Source organism: Bacillus cereus, assembly GCF_007678085.1.
Classification (GTDB): domain Bacteria; phylum Bacillota; class Bacilli; order Bacillales; family Bacillaceae_G; genus Bacillus_A; species Bacillus_A cereus_BE.
Genome location: NZ_VEDW01000001.1, coordinates 1,744,469 through 1,764,687, shown reverse-complemented (window position 1 = coordinate 1,764,687; position 20,219 = coordinate 1,744,469). Strand labels below are relative to the sequence as shown.

Here is a 20,219-nt window from a genome sequence, read left to right as displayed (position 1 = left end):
CAAATGGGATAGAGGGGTTAGGCGTGAAACAGCTCGCTAATGTGTTAACTCCCCTGACGTTAATCGTCCGTTAGGTCGAAACGTTAGAAACCCCCACTTCAAGCTTTGCTAAGTGGGGGAGTGTTCATTGCTTTAGAAAATGATGTATGATATATTGTCAACGCAACTTATTAAAAGAGTTTAATAAGTATGTTGATTAAGGTGGTGAGCGATTTGAGTGAACAATTTGTTACTCAAAAATCGATTAAAGAAACGATCCTTCGCGGCATTCGTACAGCTCTTCTAGAGCAAGGAAGTGCGACGAAAGTTGAACTTAGTAATACATTAGAAATTAGTTTTCCAACGATAAGTAAATTTATAGAAAATATGAAACAAGATGGTGAAGTCACTTTAGTTGGTTTAGATGATTCAAGTGGCGGAAGAAGAGCGAAACGATATGCGTATAATCCAGAATATATGTTAGGATTGGCGATATTTTTAGAAAAAAATGAAACAAACTATACCATTTTTAACTGTTTAGGGGAAGTAAAAGAACAAGGAAGTACTTCAAGTGTATTAATGGATACTGGCGTGAATCTATTATCAAAGCATATTGAAAATCTTATCGCTACATTCCCGAAAATAAGCTCTATATCAATTGGTGTGCCCGGTTCGGTTGATAATGGTCGTATTTTCTATATTCCTGGATATGAAAAGTTCCAAAATTTCAATTTGAAAAGTCACTTGGAGGATCTGTTTTCAATACCTGTAGTAATAGAAAATGATATGAATGCCGCAGTGCTTGGTTATTATAAAGGCACTGGAAAAAACGACAATTCATCTCTTGTATATTTGTATTCAGGTCAAAATGGCCCAGGGGCAGGGATTATGGTAAATGGAGATGTAGTGCGAGGAAGCACCTTTTTCTCAGGAGAGATATCTTTCGTTCCGCAGTATGATAATAAAAATTTCTTACAAGCTTTGAGAAATGAAGATTCGAATAATCCAGAGGAATATAATATAGATGCTATTACTCGTTTAATAGCTACATGTATAGCTATTATTAACCCACATGCCTTTATCTTCTGTGATGATGAAGTGAACCAATTTGTAATAGATCAAATTGTAAAAAGCTGTCCGCAGTACATTCCGGCGGAACATATTCCGAAAATAACAGTGAGCGATTGGAAAGAAGATTACTTATATGGATTAAAAAGTCTTGGATTTGATCTTATGATTACAAGAACAAGCAAAGAAAATTAAATATCAAATTGTTGGTTGAATACTGTAAAAGAAAAGGTGTCGATTATGAAAATTGAACATGTAGCAATTTGGGTAAATGATTTAGAAGGTATGCGTGATTTCTATAAACAGTACTTCGGTGGTGAAGAAAATAGCTTATACCACAATCCGAAAAAGCAGTTTGAATCTTATTTCATAACTTTTGAAGGTGGAGCACGTCTTGAACTTATGAGGCAAGTAGGGATTGAGGATAATACAGAAACACATACAATAGGATACGCGCATATTGCTTTTTCTGTAGGCAGTAAAGAAAAGGTGAACGAATTAACTAATACATTAAGAGAAGCAGGATACCCTGTATTAAACGGCCCGCGCACTACAGGGGATGGTTACTATGAAAGTGTAGTAAGCGACCTTGAAGGAAATCAGATTGAGATAACGATCTAACATAAACAACCTCATTTCGCGTTATCATGACGGGAAATGAGGTTGTTTTATTTCTATAAAAATATGTAATGTTTTTTAATCGAATTGCTGAAACTCCTTAATAATTCTCTCAATAACAGGAGGAAGATTACTAGGTAACTCATCAAGCGGAAAGAAGCGTAGTTCTTTCGATTCTGTTTGGTCGCTTACAAGTTCACCATGGAATTCACGGCAAATATAAACAACGAGTACACCGTGTACTTGATCGCCGTTTGGATAGATTTGAAAGAAATCAGGTCCTGAGTATGTACGGAATAGTTCTGGATTTTTAATGATAAGTCCCGTTTCTTCATATACTTCTCGCTTTAAAGCCTCTTCTAACGTTTCGTTATATTCTAAGGCGCCGCCAATAATGCCCCAACGGTTAAAATCTGTACGGAGCTGCAGTAATATTTCATTTTTCTCATTTAATATAATGGCGTGTGAACCGATTAAAATAAGTGGTTGATTACCTACTAGATTTCTCATGTCTTCAATATATCCCATAGTTGTTCTCCTTATATTTTAATAATAGTTAGGAAGTTCTTTTAACATTCTTTCTGTTTTACGTGCAGTAAATGCTAAGTTATGATCATCTTTCGTTCTGAAAAATAATGTGCGTAAAAAGGTTTTAATGTTGGCACATAAAATACAATACTCATTAAGCGAAAGGCGTTTTCTAATTTGAGGAAGCCTTTTTATTTTTTTATGAATAATAGAGACTAACTCGTCTTGTGGAAAGTCATGATACAGCATTGCTAGTAACGGCGTAATAATGCGTTCGTCTTCGTTATTGTGAAAAAGATCAGATGGGATAAAAATTTTATTTAATAAGCAATGAATTAATTCTTCATACCATTCAAAGGTCGTATAGGAATTGTGAACAATTTCAGTAAAGGCATCTGATACGTGGGCAAGACAATGAGCCCATCCTTTATTTTCAATATAGCCTCGAAAATCCGTTTCTAAGTTTGTATATGAAATGAGTTTGTTTTTTATTTCTTCAATATCTTCCTCTGTGAAAAAGTAGTGCGAGTTAGCGAATTGGAGTATTAGCGCGATTAACGAAACAGTGTAAGAACGTGTGAAAACCCCATCTGTATGTGGGGAGTGAATGTCACAATATAAATACTCATCACTTAAACAAGTATGTAAAAGTAATTTCAGCTGATCATCCATAAGGAATTCATGATGAATGAAATAGGAAAAGCATTTATATATAAGTTGGTAACGAACGTAACTATCAGTCGTTCCGACATACTGAAGCATATTGAGCGTTAACTCATTAATATCGATATGTTGCAGTTGCGTATAGTCATTTTGTTGTATAAGCTCTAACTGTTGTTGTAACGTTGTAATATCCAATGGAGAACCTCCTCCGCACTTTAAAGATGCGATGTTTTCTAGTATTCTATATATTCAAGGACAATCCTGCTCATGCAAGGAGAACAAGTAGAAATTCGAGTATGACATAGATGAGGGAAGTATATGATGACTATAGAACAGTTAGAAAAACATTTTAAAATAAGAAGAAATGCTTCTTCTATTATAATAAAAGAAAATAATGCAGAGGCTTTTACAGAAGAGAAATTAAAGGAAATGATGCAATATTGCGTTGCTGAGGCTGAAAAAGAGGGAATAGAAAACTTACATTTTGAAATTTCTTCAAAAAGCCCAAATTATGATGTGTATAAGAAATGTTTCGAAACGTATTCATTTGAATATGCTACTGAAAACATGATTGTGTTTAAGGATATATATGAAGTAGAAGATGTAGAAAGTGAGATTGATTTTAAGCTTATTGAAGAGATAGGCGAAGACGTGTTTTATTCACTGTGGAATGAAGTGACGGGAGAACAAATCGATTATGATTACTTTGTACATATGATGCTGCAAGAAATTGGTGAGCAATGGAAAGAGCATTGTTTAACAGCGAGTGTCGATGAAGAGCAGATAGGAATTGTAATCCCGCATATTGAAAGAGGTACGTTAGAAGAAGGAAAACTAATGTATTTCGCAGTTGCTCCAAATATGCGGAATAAAGGGTATGAAGCAGCGTTCTTTACAGGGGCAATGTTTGTCTTAAAAGAAATAGGCGCATCTTATTATATTGGCGAGACAAATGTACAAAATGAGTGGATGAAGGATGTTTTTGAAAAGAACGGATGTCAGTTGCTGAGTTGTACTGAGCGATATGTGAGGAAGGTTTAGAAGGGGGAAAAAGGTTCTTGAAATTGTTTAACGGGAATCCGTGTACAACTTATGAACAAGTAAAAGAACTTTTTGCCTGTTTGTAAGATAAAAAGAAAAATGAGAACGACAAAATAGATATTCCTATAATACAATAGAGAAAGATTCGATTATATGAGAAAGCGTTGGTGAAAGAATGGAGCAGCAAAGAAATTGGTTACAAGCGACTATAGAAAGAAATGAAGACAATACGTTATATATAAAGTGGGAAAATAATATAGAAGAAGTTCGTATTTATTGGAGTACTTCACCAGATCATATTGAAGAAACTGGAGAATTATTTGCAACGGTACATGGAGAATCATCATGTACAATTGAAAATCCGAGTGAAAATGAGCGTCCATATTTTAGACTAGTAGGAAGTAATGGACAAGCAGTGACAGTAGCTGAGCGTAGATTGCCATTACAAGGCGCGTTTAACTTCCGTGATATGGGAGGATATGAGACGACTGAAGGCCATAAAGTAAAATGGGGCAAGCTGTACCGTTCTGAAGAATTAGCAGGACTAACAGAGTGGGATATCGACTATTTACAAAAGTCTGGCTTAAAGTTAATTTGTGACTATCGTACAGACTTTGAAGTGAAGCATAAGCCGAATCCAGAGATTACAGGTGCTCGTCAAGTGTGCTTACCAGTTATGCAAGACTTAGCGAAAGATTTGAATATAAATGAATTTTTCCAAGTTGGTGACCTTTCTATGTTAGGGAAACCAGGCGAGTATCTTGTGAAAATGAATCAAGATTTCGTAAGTGGTAATGAAGCATTCGTGAGCTTCTTAAACTTAGCGCAAAACCCGGAAAACTTACCGTTAGTAAACCACTGTACAGCTGGAAAAGACCGTACTGGATTTGGATCGGCACTGTTATTACTTTTACTAGGTGTACCGGAAAAAACAGTAATGGAAGACTACTTACTAAGTAACGGTTTCCGTGAAAAGTTAAATGAAAAAATGATGGCCTTTTTAGGTGCAAAATTACAAAACGACGAAAGCAGAGCAATATTAGGTGCAATGTTTGAAGCACGCGCTGAATATTTACAAGCTGCAATTGATGAAGTGAAAAAGCAATACGGTTCAGTTGAAGCGTATGCTGAAAAAGCACTTGGCTTTACGAAAGAGTCGTTAGAAGAAATGAAAGTGTTATTGCTAGAGGATTAATAATGAGGAGGGAGGCTGATTGGGTTAGCCTCCTGTTTCTATTATGAAATTTTTCGTTGCCTTATTATCCCTATCACAATTGGAATAACTGTCCCAATTAACAATATCGGTAAAAATAATTTTCCGAAACCGCCGCTCCATTTTAAAGCTATTGAAATGGTTTCAAATTGGATGAAAGCAAAAATAAGTAAACAGACATTTTTTAATTGGTTAAGCATTTTTCTACTATTTAAATAAAACTCTTTAGCGTTTGATTCATTTAGTCTTTGTGGATAGTTATGAACTTCTGGAAACTTTTCTAAAGCCTGCATTAAAAGGAGTATGAATAGCCCTATTCCTGGCAGAAGCAAAAGTTCCCACTTTGATCCCCAGCGATCTACAGCCCCATATGCGTTATAATGTGCGGGTACTTCCTCGGGTAATTTTCCCCAAATGATGATCAAAAAAATGATTGATCCAAAGAACAATGAATATCCAATGATATCTCCAAACCATTCACTTTTTGATTTTTGGATGTGTATTTTAGGTCTTTCCCACGAATTTACTATGTCTTTCCGCCCCTTTCTATTCCTGTATTACCTTTTTAAAATCGGGTCATTATCCAAATTATCTCAAATTTATAGTATTTTCACAATTAATTATTTTTGAATAACATGACTCGTGTGTTTTAAACAACTGTAAGATCTCTGGATAGTAGCTGTTTGTAAAAGAAAAAATTCGACTTAAGAGTTGATTAATGAGAAAATACAAGTTGTAAATAACGTACTAGTTGAGGAGAGCATAATGAAATACAAAGTTATATTATTCGACGTAGACGATACATTATTAGATTTTCCTGAAACGGAAAGAAATGCATTGCATAACGCGTTTGTACAGTTCGGGATGCCTACTGGGTATAATGATTATCTTGCAAGTTATAAAGAGATTAGTAATGGATTATGGAGAGATTTAGAAAATAAAATGATTACGCTAAGTGAATTAGCGGTAGATCGATTTAGACAATTATTTGCCCTTCACAATATAGAAGTAGATGCGCAGCAATTTAGTGATAGATACCTTGAAAACTTAGGGAAAGAAGTACATCTTATAGAAGGTGCAGTGCAATTATGTGAGAATCTACAAGATTGCAAGTTAGGTATCATTACGAATGGATATACGAAGGTGCAACAATCGAGAATTGGAAATTCACCTTTATGTAACTACTTTGATCATATTATTATTTCAGAAGAGGTTGGCCATCAAAAACCAGCGGGAGAGATTTTTGATTATGCATTTGAAAAATTGGGGATTACTGATAAATCAAGTGTATTAATCGTTGGAGATTCGCTAACTTCTGATATGAAAGGCGGAGAAGATTACGGCATTGATACGTGTTGGTATAATCCGAGTTTGAAAGAAAATAAGACAGATGTTAAGCCGACTTATGAAGTGGAGAGTCTGCTACAAATTTTAGAAATTGTAGAAGTGGCGGAAGAAAAGGTAGCTTTATCTTAATTGTGTTGATATTTATCGAACCGTCGATATATTTTGAGTTACGTTCAATTTATAGGAACGATCGTTGTAATAACTAGAGGTGAGTAAAGAATGTTAACGTTTTTATTTGAGTTAGACAAGGCTATTCCGCAGAAGAATGAGCCACGGTATGCAGCTTATGCAAATGGCTTTATTGAAGGGGATTTAACAATTCGCGCGAGTGACGGCGTACTTTTTCAGAAGTCAGGCATGAAGGTCGCGGAGCTCGGCATTTATTTAGGGCAGTGGATGGAACAAGTGCAACACGGTCAAAACGCACATATGAATTATGAAACGAGTGACCGTGAGGAAGTAATTCTCGGATTTTTCTATGAAGAGGAAGATCAGTGGAGAGTTTCTTCCAGTTGGCAACAATTTGAACTTCAAGAGCGTATAGCCACTACAACGTTAGTAGAGAGCGTTCAACGTTATTTATATGAGCTAAATAAGGAACTGCGCGCGATAGAATATCCCGTGACGTTTGATCAGTACTTAAGAGGAGAGCGAATGATGCAGCTTTCTTACAAACGACTGTGCGATAGTAAGGCAGATACAACTTCGATAGAGGTTTACAATGGAAGTGAAGGAGTAGGCGCAGTACGGGGCTATTATAAAAATACGTTGATGAGAGTGCTAGACTTTATTCCGAAAGTCGGTAGTAATATCATTTATGAAATAAAGGATAGTAAGGACAATATTCGCGTCATTGCAAAAGATGTAAGTAGGAAGCGTCAAAGAAGGATTTTAGTAACGTACATCGATCATAATGATGCAGAGCACGAAATACTTATATGTGACGGAAAGTTATTAGATGCAAATTTCATATTTACCTTTACATATAAGAGAGAAGAGTATGTTGTTCATAAAACTACAATTGGGCTTGGAAAGTTATTAAGAAAAGGCTATGTAATCGCAGATTGGAATATTCGTCTTGAGGAAGATATGTATGATATTGAGATGAATGTGTATGATGAGGGTTATATAGAAGATCAATACTTACTGTTAGGCGTATTTCATGCGATTTTGTATGGATGATAAATGAGAAGTACCGGTATTCTTCATGGAAAGAATGCCGGTATTTTTTATTTATCATCAAAAATAAAAATCTCATCAATTGTACTATGAAGAGCCTTCGCTATATCGTGAGCAAGCTGTAAGGAAGGGTTATATTTTCCTTTTTCGAGATGGCTAATTGTTTCACGGCGTACACCAACACTTTTTGCTAAAGCTTCTTGTGTCATGTTCAATTTGGCGCGGTATTCTTTTATTCTCGTTACGAACGCCATGGTGCATCTTCCATTTCATCAACTGGTTTATCGTAAAAGAACATAGAGAAGCCGAACGTAAGAATGAGTGTGCCGAAAATAAGAGCGATATCAATCTCTTGTAGCGCCGGATTTGGAAATAACATTTCAATAAACAGAATGATAGCGGTAGTTAGTAATGTAACGATAAAGGCATTGCGGCACGATTTATTGACGATTTGTTCCAATAGTTCATCGTGTTGAACCGTTCTATACGTTGTGAAAAAGGAGAAGAAACAAAACATAGTAAACAATCCTTTTTCATAAAAAAAGCCAAGAAAACCGAAGAAACCAAGAAATCCTAAATATTTTATCCAAGTTGTTTTCACGATAGATTCTCCTTTCAATGTTAGAAATAAATCACGTTATGTTATAAATATATCACATGTAAAAATGTATAGTAATAATAGTTTTCCAATTCTTTTCATAATAATAGTAAAAAGAGGAAATATACTGCGAAATAAAGAGGATAATATTGTAAAATGGTTGTAAGGAGGGGGAGGAAGGCATGCTAACTTGGATTATGATCGTTGTATTACTTGTAGTGATTACTGTAGTGGCAACGGTGTTAATTGGGCGGAATGGTGATGCAAATTATAGTAAAGCGACAAAGGGTAATATTAGAAGGCTTACGATGATTTATATTATACTAGCTGTTGTTTTAATCGTTGGGTTAGGTTTGTATATTTATTTTAAAGGTTAAAAACTGAAAAATACAAAAATATAAAAATATAAGTGTGCTATAATGTTAATATAGTTATTTGGTAATTAAGGAAAGGATTGGATGGAATGATTGAAATTACGAATGTGTCAAAAAGTTATAATGGGTCTACCTATGCAGTAAAAGATTTAAGTTTATCTGTGCCTAGCGGAGAAATTTTTGGATTTTTAGGACCGAACGGTGCGGGTAAATCAACGACAATTAAGATGATCACTGGTATTCATGGGGTGGACAAAGGGACGATTACGATTAACGGTATAGATATTATGAAAAATCCGATGGAAGCCAAAAAGACGTTTGGTTATGTCCCAGATAGCCCAGATATGTTTTTACGATTAAAGGGAATTGAATATTTAAACTTTATGGCAGATATGTATGAAGTGCCGAAAGAAGTACGCCAAGAACGAATCGAGTCTTTAGCGAAGAAGTTTGATCTTTACAATGCTTTATCGGATCAAATTCAAAGTTATTCACACGGTATGAGACAAAAAATCGTTATTATTGGTGTGCTCGTGCATGAGCCAGATGTATGGATTTTAGACGAACCGTTAACGGGGCTCGATCCTAAATCTGCATATATTTTAAAAGAAATGATGAGAGAACATGCGGATAAAGGGAAGATTGTATTTTTCTCTACTCACGTATTAGAAGTAGCTGAAAAAATATGTGACCGCGTTGCGATTATTAATAGGGGAAATTTGCAGTTTAAAGGAAATTTAGATGAAATGAGAGATCATTTTAAATCCAATGAATCACTTGAAAAAATGTTCTTGGAGATGACGGGCAATGAGTAAAATTTGGACGTTAACGAAAGTATTATTAAAATTAAATTATGCGGATTTTATAACAGATAAGAAGAAGCGATGGGCGTATTTATTTTCATTTGCAGCTATTTTATTTGTCGGCTTTTTACTGTTTGGTTCTATCACACACGCAATGTATGAGGGAATGATACATTTAGAGCAAAACCCAGGAATGATTATCGCAATGGGACTTGCGATTGCGAGTATATGGGTATTTTTAATGAGTATAACGAACATTTTAACTGTATTTTACTATAGTAATGACATTGAAATGTTGTTGCCATTACCATTGAAACCAGCGCAAATTATATCGGCAAAATTTTTAACGGTATTAATTACACAATACGTAATGAGTTCATTCATTTTATTACCAATCTTTATTACGTACGGGTTAAAAAGTGGCGCATTTATTACATATTACATATACATGATTTTTATTTACTTACTCTTCCCGATTGTGCCGTTAGTATTAGCTTCGTTACTGATGACAGTTATTATGAGGTATACAAATATAGCGAAAAATAAAGACCGAGGAAATATATTTATTGGAATCGTAAGTATACTATTTATTGTAGGAATTAATGTGTTTTTACAGTGGAAAAATAAAAGTTCGTTTTCTGAAGATGCAATCACGAATTACCTAGCGAACAACGAATCTTCTCTTCTAGTACAAATGACAAATTATTTTCCAACTACATATTTTGGAGCAGTAGCATTAGTAGAAAATGCAAATTGGAAGGGTCCTTTATACGTAATCATCTTTGCACTTATTTCATTTGTATTTTTTGTGTTGTTTTATTACATTGCAGAGCGTACATATTTAAAAGGGGTTATTGGACTTTCAACGAGTACAGCAAAAAAAGAGGTCATTTCAGCAGAAGGATTACAGAAATCAACGGTACAAAGTTCACATTTAAAAGCGTATGTGAAAAAAGAATTTAAAACGTTATTCCGTACACCACAATTTTTCTTAAACTGTATTGTACAAACTTTCGTTATGCCGATTATGTTATTCTTTATTTTATTCGTGCAAGATGGAAATTTAAAGTGGATTACAGGGTATATTGATAACCCAAAATCTGCAGGACTTGCAATTGGCGTTGGGCTTTGCGCATCTCTATTTTTAATGGGAAGTAATGTCATCGCAACAACATCATTTTCACGAGATGGAAGTTCATGGTTTGTGAATCGTTATTTACCAGTAAAAGCCTCGGATATCTTTTTTGCAAAAGCGATCACGGCTTGGTTAATTAATGTAATCATTTTAGCAGTATTCGGTATTACGATGGCGGTTGTAGCTGGGATTTCTCCTGTATTCATGTTACTGTGGTTTTTACTAAGTGCGAACGGGTTATTGTTAATTAATTTAATCGGTACACGCTGGGATGCACAAACTGCAGATATACATTGGGATACAGAACAGAAATTATTTAAGAGCCGCTATACAACATTGTGGAATTTTTTAGCTAATATCTTTATAGCTTTAGTTATTGTAGCAGGAGTAAGTTTATTATACTTCTTCCTTCAAGTAGGACTGTGGGTTATGTTTATCGTTTTATTTGTAATGTTTACGATTGTAAATTATATTTTCATTAAAATTTTAAAATTAGGTGCAGAACGTATATTGTCAAATATTGAATAAATAGATAGATCCTCTGTATTCGCGTGCAGAGGATTTATCCATAGATGGAGGAGAAAAGGTGAAGAAAATAGCAATTGTAACAGGGGCAACTCGTTTGAATGGAATTGGTGCAGCTGTATGCAAGGTGCTTGCTCAAAAAGGGATAGACATTTTTTTCACGTACTGGTCTCAGTATGATAAAGCGATGCCGTGGGGAATGCGTGACAAAGAGCCTTTTTTGTTGAAAGAGGAGATTGAAAGTTTAGGTGTTCGATGTGAAATGGCAGAAATCAATTTATCGCAGTCGTATTCGCCAAATCGTTTGTTTTATATGGTCTCAGAACGTTTAGGTGATCCATCTATATTAATTAATAATGCAGCGTATGCTACTCATACGAGAATTGAGGAATTAAACGTAGAACAGTTAGATAAACATTATACAGTGAATGTTCGCGCTACTATGTTATTAAGTTCATTATTTATAAAACATTATGCAAGCAAGGCGAGTGGAAGTATTATTAACCTTACTTCAGGGCAGTCACTAGGGCCGATGCCTGATGAACTAGCATACGTAGCGACGAAAGGAGCAATTGAAGCATTTACAAAATCAGTAGCACCAGTTGCAATGGAGAAGGGAATTACAGTAAATGCTGTTGATCCAGGACCGACGAATACAGGATGGATTACGGAGGAGCTGAAGCATCATTTAGTATGGAAGTTCCCGCAAGGTAAAGTAGGAGAACCGTCAGATGCAGCACGCTTAATTTCTTTTTTAGTTAGTGAAGAAGCAAAATGGATTACGGGGCAAGTCATTCATTCGAACGGTGGTTACTCATAAATATATTATGTTGATAAGTGTTGAGAAACAAAAAAATGAAAGAAAATTTTATTTTTTTGTATAAATAAAATGTCAAGAAAGATAAAAATTTGATAGGAGAGTATATCGTCATATGAAGATAGTGATTCTTCATGTGACAATATACTCTTTTTCTTTTACCAAGGAGAAGAAAAATGAAGTAGAAGAAACTCGAATATTCAAATCGATTTATCGTTTTTTGTACGTATTATTATGAAGATTACTGTCGGAAAGATGGTAATTCGTATGAAAAGGGATTTTTTAAGGGGAAATCGAATCGTAAAGGGGAGGATAAATAAAGTAAACATAGGGGGATTTATATGAAAATGAAAAAGGTCGCTATCGCATCGATAACAATTGGTACAATGCTTACTATGGCAGCTTGTAGTCCTTCAGCAGATAAAGAGACAGAAAAGAAAGAGCAAGTAACAGCGCAAAATGAAGGAGAATCAAAAACGACAAGTGCAGATGAAACGTCAAAAACAACGAAAGATACTGAAAAAGACACAAATACTTCTTCAAATGAAAAAACAGATAAAGATGCAAAAAATACGAAAGAATCATCAGGAACAGAAAGTAATGGAAAAACAACAACGCAAAATGAAAATGTGAAAACAAAAGAAAAAGAGACGACAGGAAAAACGAATGACGAAACGACTAGCGGAAAAACAACAGATCAAAGTACAAGTACAAACTCAAACGGAAAAACAACGAAAGATCCGAAGAAAAGTGTAGCTGTGAAAACAAATGTTAAAGAAGTTGCTGCATTAATTGATAGCTTAGACAAGCAATTAGCTGCGAATCCGAAATTAGAAACAGTAAATAAACTCGGAAAACAAATTAATGAAAAGTGGGATGTGATTGAGAAAGAGCTAGAAGCATCACACCCAGCTGAATATAAAACAATTGGACAAAGTATGTATCCGTTAATTGTAGGAGCGGAGAAAGAAAAGATAGATATTACTAAAATGAAGTCTTTAACGACGAAAACGAAAAAAGATTTAAATCAGTTATTAACGAAACTTTCGTAGTTTTAAAAGCCTACTTACACGAGTAGGCTTTTTGTGTTGTTCAAAGGGAAGGTGTATACTTCTCCAGAAATTATCAAATGAAATTTAATAATAATTGTTATTAAATATAGGTTAATATAATGATAAAATGATATAAAAGAGAGAGTAGTATTCATTATTGTAATAAAAGATGTAATGTATTTAATACGGTCGATATAAAGTTGTTGGAAAATGGGGGCAGTGTTGAATGGTAGGTAAAAGTTTAGCTAACGGATTAATGGCGGCAGACGGGGAGCAATTACGTTTAATTTATGTTTTAGTTATGGAGACCGGAATTTTTAGTATGATAGCAAATAAAACGAAAGACTTAATTGATAAAGATGTAGATCATTCGAAGCAACAGCTAGATTTAGAAATTGCAAAGCTAAGGAATATTGATGACAATACATTACGTTTACAATTATTTTTACATATGACAAAAGAATTTGAACTAGCAGGATCGTATTATAATACATCTTATGAAATAGAGAATAAATGTGGAGAAATCCTTCAGAAAGCACATGCATTTCAAATGAAAAAAGATAAAAATTATAGTGCGTTTGTATCACGCAATGAGCATTTAACAATCGATAATCAATTAGCATTGTATCAAATGCAAAAATTATTCGAGTCAATTGGCGGGGAGTTGAAAAATCTAACTGCGGATCAAGAAGAGAATTTTGCCAATCAAATTGAGCAATTTATTGAGTCTCTACCAACAGAGCAACAAGAAAAGATTAAAGATAAATTAAATATTGATGCAGTAACAAATGCTACGATAAAAAAACTCATTGCGACACAAGGAAGTGCTGTATTGTTGGCTGTTATTGTGGAGATAGCAGGATTTGCGGCATACACAACTTTAACATCGTTAATTGCTGGGACAGCTAGTTTGATTGGATTGACATTACCCTTTAGTGCTTATATAACTGCAACATCTGCATTATCTATTTTGACAGGTCCAGTAGGCTTTATCTTAATTGGTGGATTAAGTAGTATGATGATGTTAACACAAAGTAAAAAAGTGAAGAGAACATTATTACAGATGGGGATTGTTCAATTCATGCTACCAGTACTTTTAGGAGATTCGAAAGTGTATGAGTATGATGCTTTTATTCAAGAATGGTCTCGATTTTATAACGAGCAAAATAAATTGTTACATGTAATTTCTAATAATAAAAAAGAATGTGTAATGATAAATAAACAATTAAAAACGAACAAAGATAGTATAGTGTATTTCGATAATCAATTAAAGGAAAATACAAGTGCTTATAATAATATAGTGGATCAACTTATTCATTCTTTAATACTAGTAAGTGAAAATGAAAAGACAGATTCTTTCAAACAGAAGAGTATGAAAATCGCAAATTTAGAAATCGAAGTGCGAAATAAAGAAGAATCCATTAGAAAAAATAAACAGGTAAATTCTTTTTGGGGCAAAGTTAGCGGGATGCTTTCGAATTTTTCATATGAAAGTGACATTTCAAAAATAAAAAAAGAAATCCATGAATTGAAAAGAGAACAGGCTATTGAAGTGATTTCTATTCGTCCTATAAGGTTACACAAAATGTGTAATGAAGCTCATTTTGTTATGGAGGAGAAACGAAAAGTAATTGAAAAATTGACTAGGTTAAAAGGGCAAAAAAAGGAGATTGAAAAAAACTTATCAGCAGTAAATAATATACTTTATCAAAAACAGGATGAATTACGTACGCTACAAAAAGAAGTATATGGTTTAGGTGATCTCGTATGATTCAAAATGAACAATTTTGGGATTATTGGCGTAATGGTGAATTTGAACAGGCGATGAAATGTACAGTAGGTAAGAAAAATCAAAGAAAAGGCGCTAGGTTATTTGGAAATACAAATCAATCTGAAGAAACGAATAGTATTGCCGGAATTAGTGTAGGAGAATTTTTATATGATTACTTCATGATTAATCCGACGGTTGTTGAAGGGATTGATTTTGCGCGTAGTGAGGATGTAAGCTCAATATTTTCATTGGCTCAGTTTGCAAAAACGATAGATTTAGACGTAGCGACTGGAGACGTGGCTCAATTGCAAGGGTATGTAGCTGAACAAATGATTGCCCAAAGGTTAGAAGCAGCAGGGTACGACGTACAGTTTCCAGAAACCTCAAATCAAGCTGGATGGGATATTCTTATTGATGGGAAACAGTTTCAAGTGAAATGTGGTAGTAATAAATTAATTGTTGATGAACATTTAGAACGTTATCCACATATTCCTGTATATGTGAACGATGAATTGGCGGTACATTATCCAGATCATCCAAATGTTTATAGTATCGGGATAACAAGAGAAGAAGTTCTTGAAGCAACACAATCTACGTTATCTCATGCAGAGGGGATACTTGATTTTGAGTTGCCATGGATTGCAGCAAGTGTGAGTTCATTTTATAATTTAAGGCGAGTTGTGAAGGAGCAATTACCTTTACAGCTTGCAGCACGAAATGTGGCTATTGACACAACGAGTCGTGCATCGTTAGCAGCTGTAGGACAAGCAACTTTTACTTTTGCTGCAAATGCCATATTTGTATCAGGCGGAGCGTTTGTTATAGTATTGCCTCTAGTAGGTGCTTTTGTCGGATTAAAACAGAGTTGGCGTGTTACGAATAAGTTAAAGAAAATTTTTGCGAAGAAGGAATTTATTCAATTAGAAAAAAGTTTACATGATCTAGTTATAGTTATGAAAAAACAACTAGGTTTGAAAGAAGAAATAAAGAAAAAAAAGTGGCAAGGTATTTTACACAAAATTTTCAATAAAAAACCTATAGCCAATTTAGAAGCAATTCATCAGGAAAGAATCCAATTTATCGGTAATATGAACAAAGAACTAACTGCAATTGAACAAGAAATAAATAAAGATGCTTTACGTGCATTTGAAAGGTTATTTGCTGTCTTAACAAAATCAGGAATTCATGTACATAGCATTCGTAATGAACTTATGAACATAGAAAAAGCGATGAAGGCATTACATAAGAAATTATAGTGTTTTTCTTAAGTGAGTAATTATAAGCTCTAAGTTATAACTTCATTTTGCCATCCAATTAATATTTTGGGACAACATCTATAACGAGAATTAATCATTTTTTAGTGGGAATCCTAACGAAAAAGGATGGTGATAAAAATGACAATCGATCGAGTTTGTACAATTGGGCCAGCAAGTAATAATAAAGAAACGTTAGCACAGTTAATAAACAATGGTATGAAAATAGTGCGGTTGAATTTATCACATGGCACACATGAAAGTCATAAAGACATCATTCGTTTAGTCAAATCGTTAGATGACTCTATTAAAATTTTAGGCGATGTACAAGGTCCTAAAATAAGATTAGGTGAGATGAGCGGCGAACAAATTACAATTCAGGCAGGAAATTCTTTTATTTTGCATACGCAACCAGTTACAGGGAGCAATAGAGAAGCAAGTGTTGATTATGAAGGAATCGCAAATGATGTGAAAGTTGGCAGTAGAATTTTAATTAATGATGGAGAAGTTGAATTAATCGTTGAAAAGGTAAGTACGGATAAAATAGAAACAAAGGTCAAAACAGGTGGTAATATCTCATCTCATAAAGGGGTGAACTTACCAGGGGCAATCGTTAGTTTACCAGCTATTACAGAGAAAGATAAAAAAGACATACAGTTTCTGTTAGAAGAGGATGTTGATTTTATCGCATGTTCTTTCGTAAGAAAACCTAGTCATATAAAAGAAATACGAGATTTTATACAACAGTATAAAGAAACCTCACCTAATGTAATTGCAAAAATAGAAACGATGGAAGCGATCGAGAATTTTCAAGATATATGTAAAGAAGCAGACGGAATTATGATTGCAAGGGGCGATTTAGGAGTAGAGTTGCCGTATCAATTTATTCCGCTCTTACAGAAAATGATGATTCAAGAATGTAATCGAACGAATACATATGTTATTACAGCGACACAAATGCTTCAATCTATGGTAGATCATTCTATTCCAACAAGGGCTGAAGTGACTGATGTGTTTCAAGCTGTACTCGACGGAACGAATGCCGTTATGCTTTCTGCTGAAAGTGCATCAGGTGAGCATCCGATTGAAAGTGTAAAAACATTACGTCTCGTTTCTGAATTCGCTGAGCATGTGAAAAAAGACGGGCCTTTTGTGATGAAAGATGTACTGGACTTGCTGCATAAGTCTTTAGGTGAGTGATAAATAAAAAGAGGGCGGATATGCATCCGTCCTCGTCTGTTTTATTCCTATTCTTCTTGCTCTTGCTCATCCAAAATTTTATCAAAAGCAGCAGATACTTTATCAAACTCTTCATCATTTTCAATGTATGAAAACTCATTATCTTCTTCTACTTTTAAAAAGAAAATATCAATGTCTTCCTCAGATTCGGTTTGAATGTCTTCTACAAAGGCAACTGCAATATATTCTGCGCCTTCGACATCCATCGCTCCAAGTACTTCTACTTCCTGGTCCTCATTATTCTCATCACTAAGAGTAAACACTTCGCCAACTTCAATATCAGACATATTCATTCTCCTCCTGTTCAACTCTAAATAATAGAGCGTTTAAATTGCATACATACTAATATATCTTTCCATGAAAAATCAATTTCATACATAGGAAAAATCAAATTCTACTTCTTTAGTATGCGTATACAGCTATAAGGAGCGCGTGTTATCTTACTAGATCCATTCAACAATTGTATCCATAGTCTGTCTTGTTTTATCGCGCTTTGGCTCTTCTTTACGGTAACCAAAGGCAACCATAACTGATACTTCAAGATTATCGCCTTTTATAATGCCTTCTTGACGAAGTAAAGAATCTACTTTTTCTTTATCAAATCCTTCTATTGGACAAGAATCAATACCGATTTGAGCTGCGCTCGTCATCATATTACCTAAAGCAATATAGGTTTGCTTTGATGCCCAATCAAATACAGCACGATCGGATTGTAATAAGTTAAAATCTGTTTCCTGGAACTTTTTGAAGAATTCATATCTAATTTTTTGAGTGTCTTCAGGTAATCCAATAATATCGTTCATCATATGTTTAATATACTCTGCATCATAATGCATATCTTTAATGTTTCTTGAAAGAACAATGACAAAGTGACTAGCTGTTGCAAGTTGCCCACCAGCTCCCCATGAATGCGGTTGTAGTTTTTCTCTTAATTCTTTATTTTGTACGACAATAAATTTCCAAGGTTCATATCCAAAAGAAGAAGGAGATAATCTTCCTGTTTCTAAAATGAAATGAAAATCCTCTTCTGAAATTTTGTGCATAGGATCGAACTCTTTACATGCATGTCTGAAATGAAATGCCTCCATAATTTTCTCTTTTGTAATTTCTTTTGTATTTGTCATAAAAGTTCCTCTTTTCATTAATGTATTTTGTAAGTAAATTATATTTTTAAAGTAACATAGATACAAGTACGCACATTTATGTGGTATAGTACCAAAAAAGATACTATTGGTAAGGGAAGGGACTTATGATGGATTGTTCAAACGAAAATAATATAAATTACCCATTTTTAAATAAATATTCTTGTCCAGTTGAAGCGATGGTTGAGGTCATTGGAGGGAAATGGAAAGGGGTTATTTTGTATCATTTATTAGATGGTACAAAGCGGTTTAATGAATTAAAAAGATTAAAACCAAATATCACGCAAAGAATGTTAACACTGCAGCTGAGAGAACTCGAAGCAGATGGCATTATACATCGTGAAGTATACCGAGAAGTGCCTCCGAAAGTAGAATATTCGTTAACCGAGCTTGGTGAATCACTTCGTCCAGTAATTCTATTAATGATGGAATGGGCAACTCATAATATGGAGAAAGTTTTGGAGAGTAGAAATACGAAAAATAATAGTTAAGAGTTGTAGAAATAAAAGGTGTTTTCCATACGTGAAGACACCTTTTATTTCTGTATTTTTACTTTTTAACTTCAACTGCTGAAGTTGGAGTGGCAGCCAAGTTTGCAGTTTTACCATACCAATCAGCATGTTTAAAAACAACACCTTTTCCATATCCTTCAGTTGAAGTACGTTCCCATAGCGTTGTTGAATAGCTAGCAGTAGGGGATGCTGTACTTACAGAAGAAATTTGATTTTGCCAACTAGGAGACAAGTTTTTATAACCGCTACTTAGAGAAAAATACTCGCTACCTTGATTTGTACGTTTATAGAAGTCTGTACTACCAGGTCCGCTTCCTTCAACACCAAGGGGATTGATTGTATTATTCAACCTTTGTCTATCTTTTTCAATAAAAGCCTCTAAACTTTCTTTGCTCGAAAATCCATAAGATAACCAGTCTCCATTTTGATTTTGTTTCGGTAGAACTAGCGTTATTTTTACGTCTTCCTTTGATGGAGCACTCAATTTGTTAAACGAATCAACAGTCTTTTCATCTACAGTTACATATTCGAAAGAGGAAATCGTATAATCTTTTTCGGTACTAGCTGATACTGATCCTAGTCCTCCAGTTAACGATGAAACAGTTAATAATGCACCTACTACTAACTTTTTAAGCATGAATTCATCTCCTTTAAACTTAGATTTTTTGCATAACTAAAATGTATGATAATTAAGTTGTATTGTGAATATTTATAATTTTATAAAAATAAAACGGAATATTCTTTTATTAGTCTGGAGTAGGGAAAGTAATTTGAAATTAAAAAAGGATTTACTTAAAAAGTAAATCCTTTTTGGGTGTTAACAATAAAGTTAGTGTGTAAATTTTGCAATTTGCTAACCGACTTCAAAACTCTACTGATTAAAGTTTCATTTTATCCAGCTATGAATCATACACTTCTTTTGCAGTCGTAGAAGCAGCATCTAATAAAAGGAAAAAGGCTGCTATAAAATGGAGAACCATTTCTATATAAGGAAAGAAGGCAACTAGGGTAACGATAATACCGATATAATGAGGGTACGCATTCATGCCTGCTTTTTTAGCTAATAAAATAGTAGTGATATGTAAAGCAATTAATAGTAGCAAAGGTATCCCATTTAGGTTAACAAGACTTGGAAATACATAATAACAAGGAAGTAGTAAAAGGTGATAGATACCTGTAGTCCACTTTAGTGCTTGTATGTAGGTTTTCAAAGTAAATCCTCCTAAAATCATTCATATCTATATATTACCAAAAATAATAGGTGATTGGATATTAAATACTTATGGTTTTTAGTAGAATATAATTATTTTATGTAAACTAATTGTTTCCTTATCTTTAAAATAGAAAAACCACCCAAACGAG

24 protein-coding genes are annotated in these 20,219 nt (G+C 34.1%); 15 read left to right on the top strand and 9 right to left on the bottom strand.

What is annotated here, in order from left to right; all coding sequences use genetic code 11:
• Positions 1 to 213 precede the first annotated feature (213 nt).
• Together FS742_RS09030 and FS742_RS09025 are read left to right on the top strand one after the other, a co-directional pair.
• Positions 214 to 1,242, top strand: a complete 1,029-nt coding sequence (locus tag FS742_RS09030) for an ROK family transcriptional regulator (RefSeq protein WP_144612039.1) — start codon at positions 214 to 216, stop codon at positions 1,240 to 1,242.
• A 45-nt stretch (positions 1,243 to 1,287) separates the two neighbouring features.
• Complete coding sequence (locus FS742_RS09025) at positions 1,288 to 1,668, top strand: VOC family protein (RefSeq protein ID WP_144612038.1); 381 nt, start codon at positions 1,288 to 1,290, stop codon at positions 1,666 to 1,668.
• Positions 1,669 to 1,743: 75 nt separating this feature from the next.
• Here the strand turns inward: FS742_RS09025 and FS742_RS09020 are convergent, their stop codons facing one another.
• A complete protein-coding gene (locus FS742_RS09020; protein ID WP_144612037.1) occupies positions 1,744 to 2,193 on the bottom strand; it encodes an NUDIX hydrolase in 450 nt (149 codons plus the stop codon).
• Between the two features lie 18 nt (positions 2,194 to 2,211).
• Positions 2,212 to 3,051, bottom strand: a complete 840-nt coding sequence (locus FS742_RS09015) for a DUF2785 domain-containing protein (protein WP_144612036.1) — start codon at positions 3,049 to 3,051, stop codon at positions 2,212 to 2,214.
• Positions 3,052 to 3,174: 123 nt separating this feature from the next.
• Between FS742_RS09015 and FS742_RS09010 the strand changes: the two genes are divergently transcribed.
• Complete coding sequence (locus FS742_RS09010; protein ID WP_144612035.1) at positions 3,175 to 3,897, top strand: GNAT family N-acetyltransferase; 723 nt, start codon at positions 3,175 to 3,177, stop codon at positions 3,895 to 3,897.
• A 175-nt stretch (positions 3,898 to 4,072) separates the two neighbouring features.
• Positions 4,073 to 5,092, top strand: coding sequence for a tyrosine-protein phosphatase (locus tag FS742_RS09005; RefSeq protein WP_144612034.1), 1,020 nt, complete (start codon positions 4,073 to 4,075; stop codon positions 5,090 to 5,092).
• Positions 5,093 to 5,133: 41 nt separating this feature from the next.
• On the opposite strand, the gene FS742_RS09000 is transcribed toward FS742_RS09005, so the two are convergent.
• Entirely contained in the window at positions 5,134 to 5,559 is a 426-nt protein-coding gene (locus FS742_RS09000) for a DUF1648 domain-containing protein (RefSeq protein ID WP_144612033.1), read from the bottom strand.
• 316 nt (positions 5,560 to 5,875) lie between these two features.
• On the opposite strand from FS742_RS09000, the gene FS742_RS08995 reads away from it, so the two are divergent.
• Positions 5,876 to 6,586 (top strand): YjjG family noncanonical pyrimidine nucleotidase, encoded by a 711-nt coding sequence (locus FS742_RS08995; protein WP_144612032.1) that lies wholly within the window; start codon positions 5,876 to 5,878, stop codon positions 6,584 to 6,586.
• A gap of 90 nt (positions 6,587 to 6,676) precedes the next feature.
• Positions 6,677 to 7,639, top strand: a complete 963-nt coding sequence (locus FS742_RS08990; RefSeq protein WP_144612031.1) for a tubby C-terminal domain-like protein — start codon at positions 6,677 to 6,679, stop codon at positions 7,637 to 7,639.
• Positions 7,640 to 7,686: 47 nt separating this feature from the next.
• Here the strand turns inward: FS742_RS08990 and FS742_RS08985 are convergent, their stop codons facing one another.
• Together FS742_RS08985 and FS742_RS08980 are read right to left on the bottom strand one after the other, a co-directional pair.
• Entirely contained in the window at positions 7,687 to 7,890 is a 204-nt protein-coding gene (locus tag FS742_RS08985; RefSeq protein ID WP_144612030.1) for a helix-turn-helix transcriptional regulator, read from the bottom strand.
• On the bottom strand, positions 7,878 to 8,237 hold the full coding sequence (locus tag FS742_RS08980) for a DUF3796 domain-containing protein (protein WP_144612029.1): 360 nt from the start codon (positions 8,235 to 8,237) through the stop codon (positions 7,878 to 7,880). The genes FS742_RS08985 and FS742_RS08980 overlap by 13 nt, the downstream gene beginning before the upstream one ends.
• 179 nt (positions 8,238 to 8,416) lie before the next feature.
• Between FS742_RS08980 and FS742_RS08975 the strand changes: the two genes are divergently transcribed.
• The 8 genes from FS742_RS08975 (at position 8,417) to FS742_RS08940 (ending at position 17,164) form a co-directional block, all read left to right on the top strand.
• The gene (locus tag FS742_RS08975) at positions 8,417 to 8,611 is read left to right on the top strand and encodes a hypothetical protein (RefSeq protein ID WP_000958869.1); all 195 of its coding nucleotides are present in this window, start codon (positions 8,417 to 8,419) and stop codon (positions 8,609 to 8,611) included.
• An 86-nt stretch (positions 8,612 to 8,697) separates the two neighbouring features.
• Positions 8,698 to 9,423 carry an ABC transporter ATP-binding protein gene (locus FS742_RS08970; RefSeq protein ID WP_087984151.1) on the top strand — a complete coding sequence of 242 codons (726 nt, stop codon included), beginning with the start codon at positions 8,698 to 8,700 and terminating at the stop codon, positions 9,421 to 9,423.
• Positions 9,416 to 11,074: a putative ABC transporter permease subunit gene (locus FS742_RS08965; protein ID WP_144612028.1), complete on the top strand. Its 1,659-nt coding sequence runs from the start codon at positions 9,416 to 9,418 to the stop codon at positions 11,072 to 11,074. The genes FS742_RS08970 and FS742_RS08965 overlap by 8 nt, the downstream gene beginning before the upstream one ends.
• Before the next feature lie 58 nt (positions 11,075 to 11,132).
• Positions 11,133 to 11,891 (top strand): SDR family oxidoreductase, encoded by a 759-nt coding sequence (locus tag FS742_RS08960; RefSeq protein ID WP_144612027.1) that lies wholly within the window; start codon positions 11,133 to 11,135, stop codon positions 11,889 to 11,891.
• Positions 11,892 to 12,229: 338 nt separating this feature from the next.
• Positions 12,230 to 12,940 carry a hypothetical protein gene (locus tag FS742_RS08955; RefSeq protein ID WP_144612026.1) on the top strand — a complete coding sequence of 237 codons (711 nt, stop codon included), beginning with the start codon at positions 12,230 to 12,232 and terminating at the stop codon, positions 12,938 to 12,940.
• Between the two features lie 226 nt (positions 12,941 to 13,166).
• Positions 13,167 to 14,711 carry a hypothetical protein gene (locus FS742_RS08950; protein ID WP_144612025.1) on the top strand — a complete coding sequence of 515 codons (1,545 nt, stop codon included), beginning with the start codon at positions 13,167 to 13,169 and terminating at the stop codon, positions 14,709 to 14,711.
• Positions 14,708 to 15,967 carry a hypothetical protein gene (locus FS742_RS08945; RefSeq protein WP_144612024.1) on the top strand — a complete coding sequence of 420 codons (1,260 nt, stop codon included), beginning with the start codon at positions 14,708 to 14,710 and terminating at the stop codon, positions 15,965 to 15,967. Before FS742_RS08950 ends, FS742_RS08945 begins: the two co-directional genes overlap by 4 nt.
• 126 nt (positions 15,968 to 16,093) lie before the next feature.
• The gene (locus FS742_RS08940) at positions 16,094 to 17,164 is read left to right on the top strand and encodes a pyruvate kinase (protein WP_144612023.1); all 1,071 of its coding nucleotides are present in this window, start codon (positions 16,094 to 16,096) and stop codon (positions 17,162 to 17,164) included.
• 47 nt (positions 17,165 to 17,211) lie between these two features.
• Here the strand turns inward: FS742_RS08940 and FS742_RS08935 are convergent, their stop codons facing one another.
• Positions 17,212 to 17,496: a DUF1292 domain-containing protein gene (locus tag FS742_RS08935; RefSeq protein WP_073515676.1), complete on the bottom strand. Its 285-nt coding sequence runs from the start codon at positions 17,494 to 17,496 to the stop codon at positions 17,212 to 17,214.
• Positions 17,497 to 17,646: 150 nt separating this feature from the next.
• A complete protein-coding gene (locus FS742_RS08930; RefSeq protein ID WP_144612022.1) occupies positions 17,647 to 18,327 on the bottom strand; it encodes an NAD(P)H-dependent oxidoreductase in 681 nt (226 codons plus the stop codon).
• Positions 18,328 to 18,455: 128 nt separating this feature from the next.
• Between FS742_RS08930 and FS742_RS08925 the strand changes: the two genes are divergently transcribed.
• Entirely contained in the window at positions 18,456 to 18,836 is a 381-nt protein-coding gene (locus FS742_RS08925; protein WP_016080914.1) for a winged helix-turn-helix transcriptional regulator, read from the top strand.
• A gap of 58 nt (positions 18,837 to 18,894) precedes the next feature.
• Here FS742_RS08925 and FS742_RS08920 read toward each other — a convergent pair whose 3' ends face one another.
• Together FS742_RS08920 and FS742_RS08915 are read right to left on the bottom strand one after the other, a co-directional pair.
• Positions 18,895 to 19,494: a hypothetical protein gene (locus FS742_RS08920; protein WP_144612021.1), complete on the bottom strand. Its 600-nt coding sequence runs from the start codon at positions 19,492 to 19,494 to the stop codon at positions 18,895 to 18,897.
• 262 nt (positions 19,495 to 19,756) lie between these two features.
• The gene (locus FS742_RS08915) at positions 19,757 to 20,068 is read right to left on the bottom strand and encodes a hypothetical protein (RefSeq protein WP_144612020.1); all 312 of its coding nucleotides are present in this window, start codon (positions 20,066 to 20,068) and stop codon (positions 19,757 to 19,759) included.
• Positions 20,069 to 20,219 lie beyond the last annotated feature (151 nt).

What these genes read in the sequence shown, in the direction of transcription:
- FS742_RS08990 (WP_144612031.1), top strand. Translation starts at nt 6,677, where the DNA reads ATGTTAACGTTTTTATTTGAGTTAGACAAGGCTATTCCGCAGAAGAAT.
- FS742_RS08965 (WP_144612028.1), top strand. Translation starts at nt 9,416, where the DNA reads ATGAGTAAAATTTGGACGTTAACGAAAGTATTATTAAAATTAAATTAT.
- FS742_RS08975 (WP_000958869.1), top strand. Translation starts at nt 8,417, where the DNA reads ATGCTAACTTGGATTATGATCGTTGTATTACTTGTAGTGATTACTGTA.
- FS742_RS09005 (WP_144612034.1), top strand. Translation starts at nt 4,073, where the DNA reads ATGGAGCAGCAAAGAAATTGGTTACAAGCGACTATAGAAAGAAATGAA.
- FS742_RS08920 (WP_144612021.1), bottom strand. Translation starts at nt 19,494, where the DNA reads ATGCTTAAAAAGTTAGTAGTAGGTGCATTATTAACTGTTTCATCGTTA.
- FS742_RS08995 (WP_144612032.1), top strand. Translation starts at nt 5,876, where the DNA reads ATGAAATACAAAGTTATATTATTCGACGTAGACGATACATTATTAGAT.
- FS742_RS08925 (WP_016080914.1), top strand. Translation starts at nt 18,456, where the DNA reads ATGGATTGTTCAAACGAAAATAATATAAATTACCCATTTTTAAATAAA.
- FS742_RS08935 (WP_073515676.1), bottom strand. Translation starts at nt 17,496, where the DNA reads ATGAATATGTCTGATATTGAAGTTGGCGAAGTGTTTACTCTTAGTGAT.
- FS742_RS09025 (WP_144612038.1), top strand. Translation starts at nt 1,288, where the DNA reads ATGAAAATTGAACATGTAGCAATTTGGGTAAATGATTTAGAAGGTATG.
- FS742_RS08950 (WP_144612025.1), top strand. Translation starts at nt 13,167, where the DNA reads ATGGTAGGTAAAAGTTTAGCTAACGGATTAATGGCGGCAGACGGGGAG.
- FS742_RS08930 (WP_144612022.1), bottom strand. Translation starts at nt 18,327, where the DNA reads ATGACAAATACAAAAGAAATTACAAAAGAGAAAATTATGGAGGCATTT.
- FS742_RS08945 (WP_144612024.1), top strand. Translation starts at nt 14,708, where the DNA reads ATGATTCAAAATGAACAATTTTGGGATTATTGGCGTAATGGTGAATTT.
- FS742_RS08940 (WP_144612023.1), top strand. Translation starts at nt 16,094, where the DNA reads ATGGTGATAAAAATGACAATCGATCGAGTTTGTACAATTGGGCCAGCA.
- FS742_RS08955 (WP_144612026.1), top strand. Translation starts at nt 12,230, where the DNA reads ATGAAAATGAAAAAGGTCGCTATCGCATCGATAACAATTGGTACAATG.
- FS742_RS09020 (WP_144612037.1), bottom strand. Translation starts at nt 2,193, where the DNA reads ATGGGATATATTGAAGACATGAGAAATCTAGTAGGTAATCAACCACTT.
- FS742_RS09010 (WP_144612035.1), top strand. Translation starts at nt 3,175, where the DNA reads ATGATGACTATAGAACAGTTAGAAAAACATTTTAAAATAAGAAGAAAT.
- FS742_RS08985 (WP_144612030.1), bottom strand. Translation starts at nt 7,890, where the DNA reads ATGGCGTTCGTAACGAGAATAAAAGAATACCGCGCCAAATTGAACATG.
- FS742_RS08970 (WP_087984151.1), top strand. Translation starts at nt 8,698, where the DNA reads ATGATTGAAATTACGAATGTGTCAAAAAGTTATAATGGGTCTACCTAT.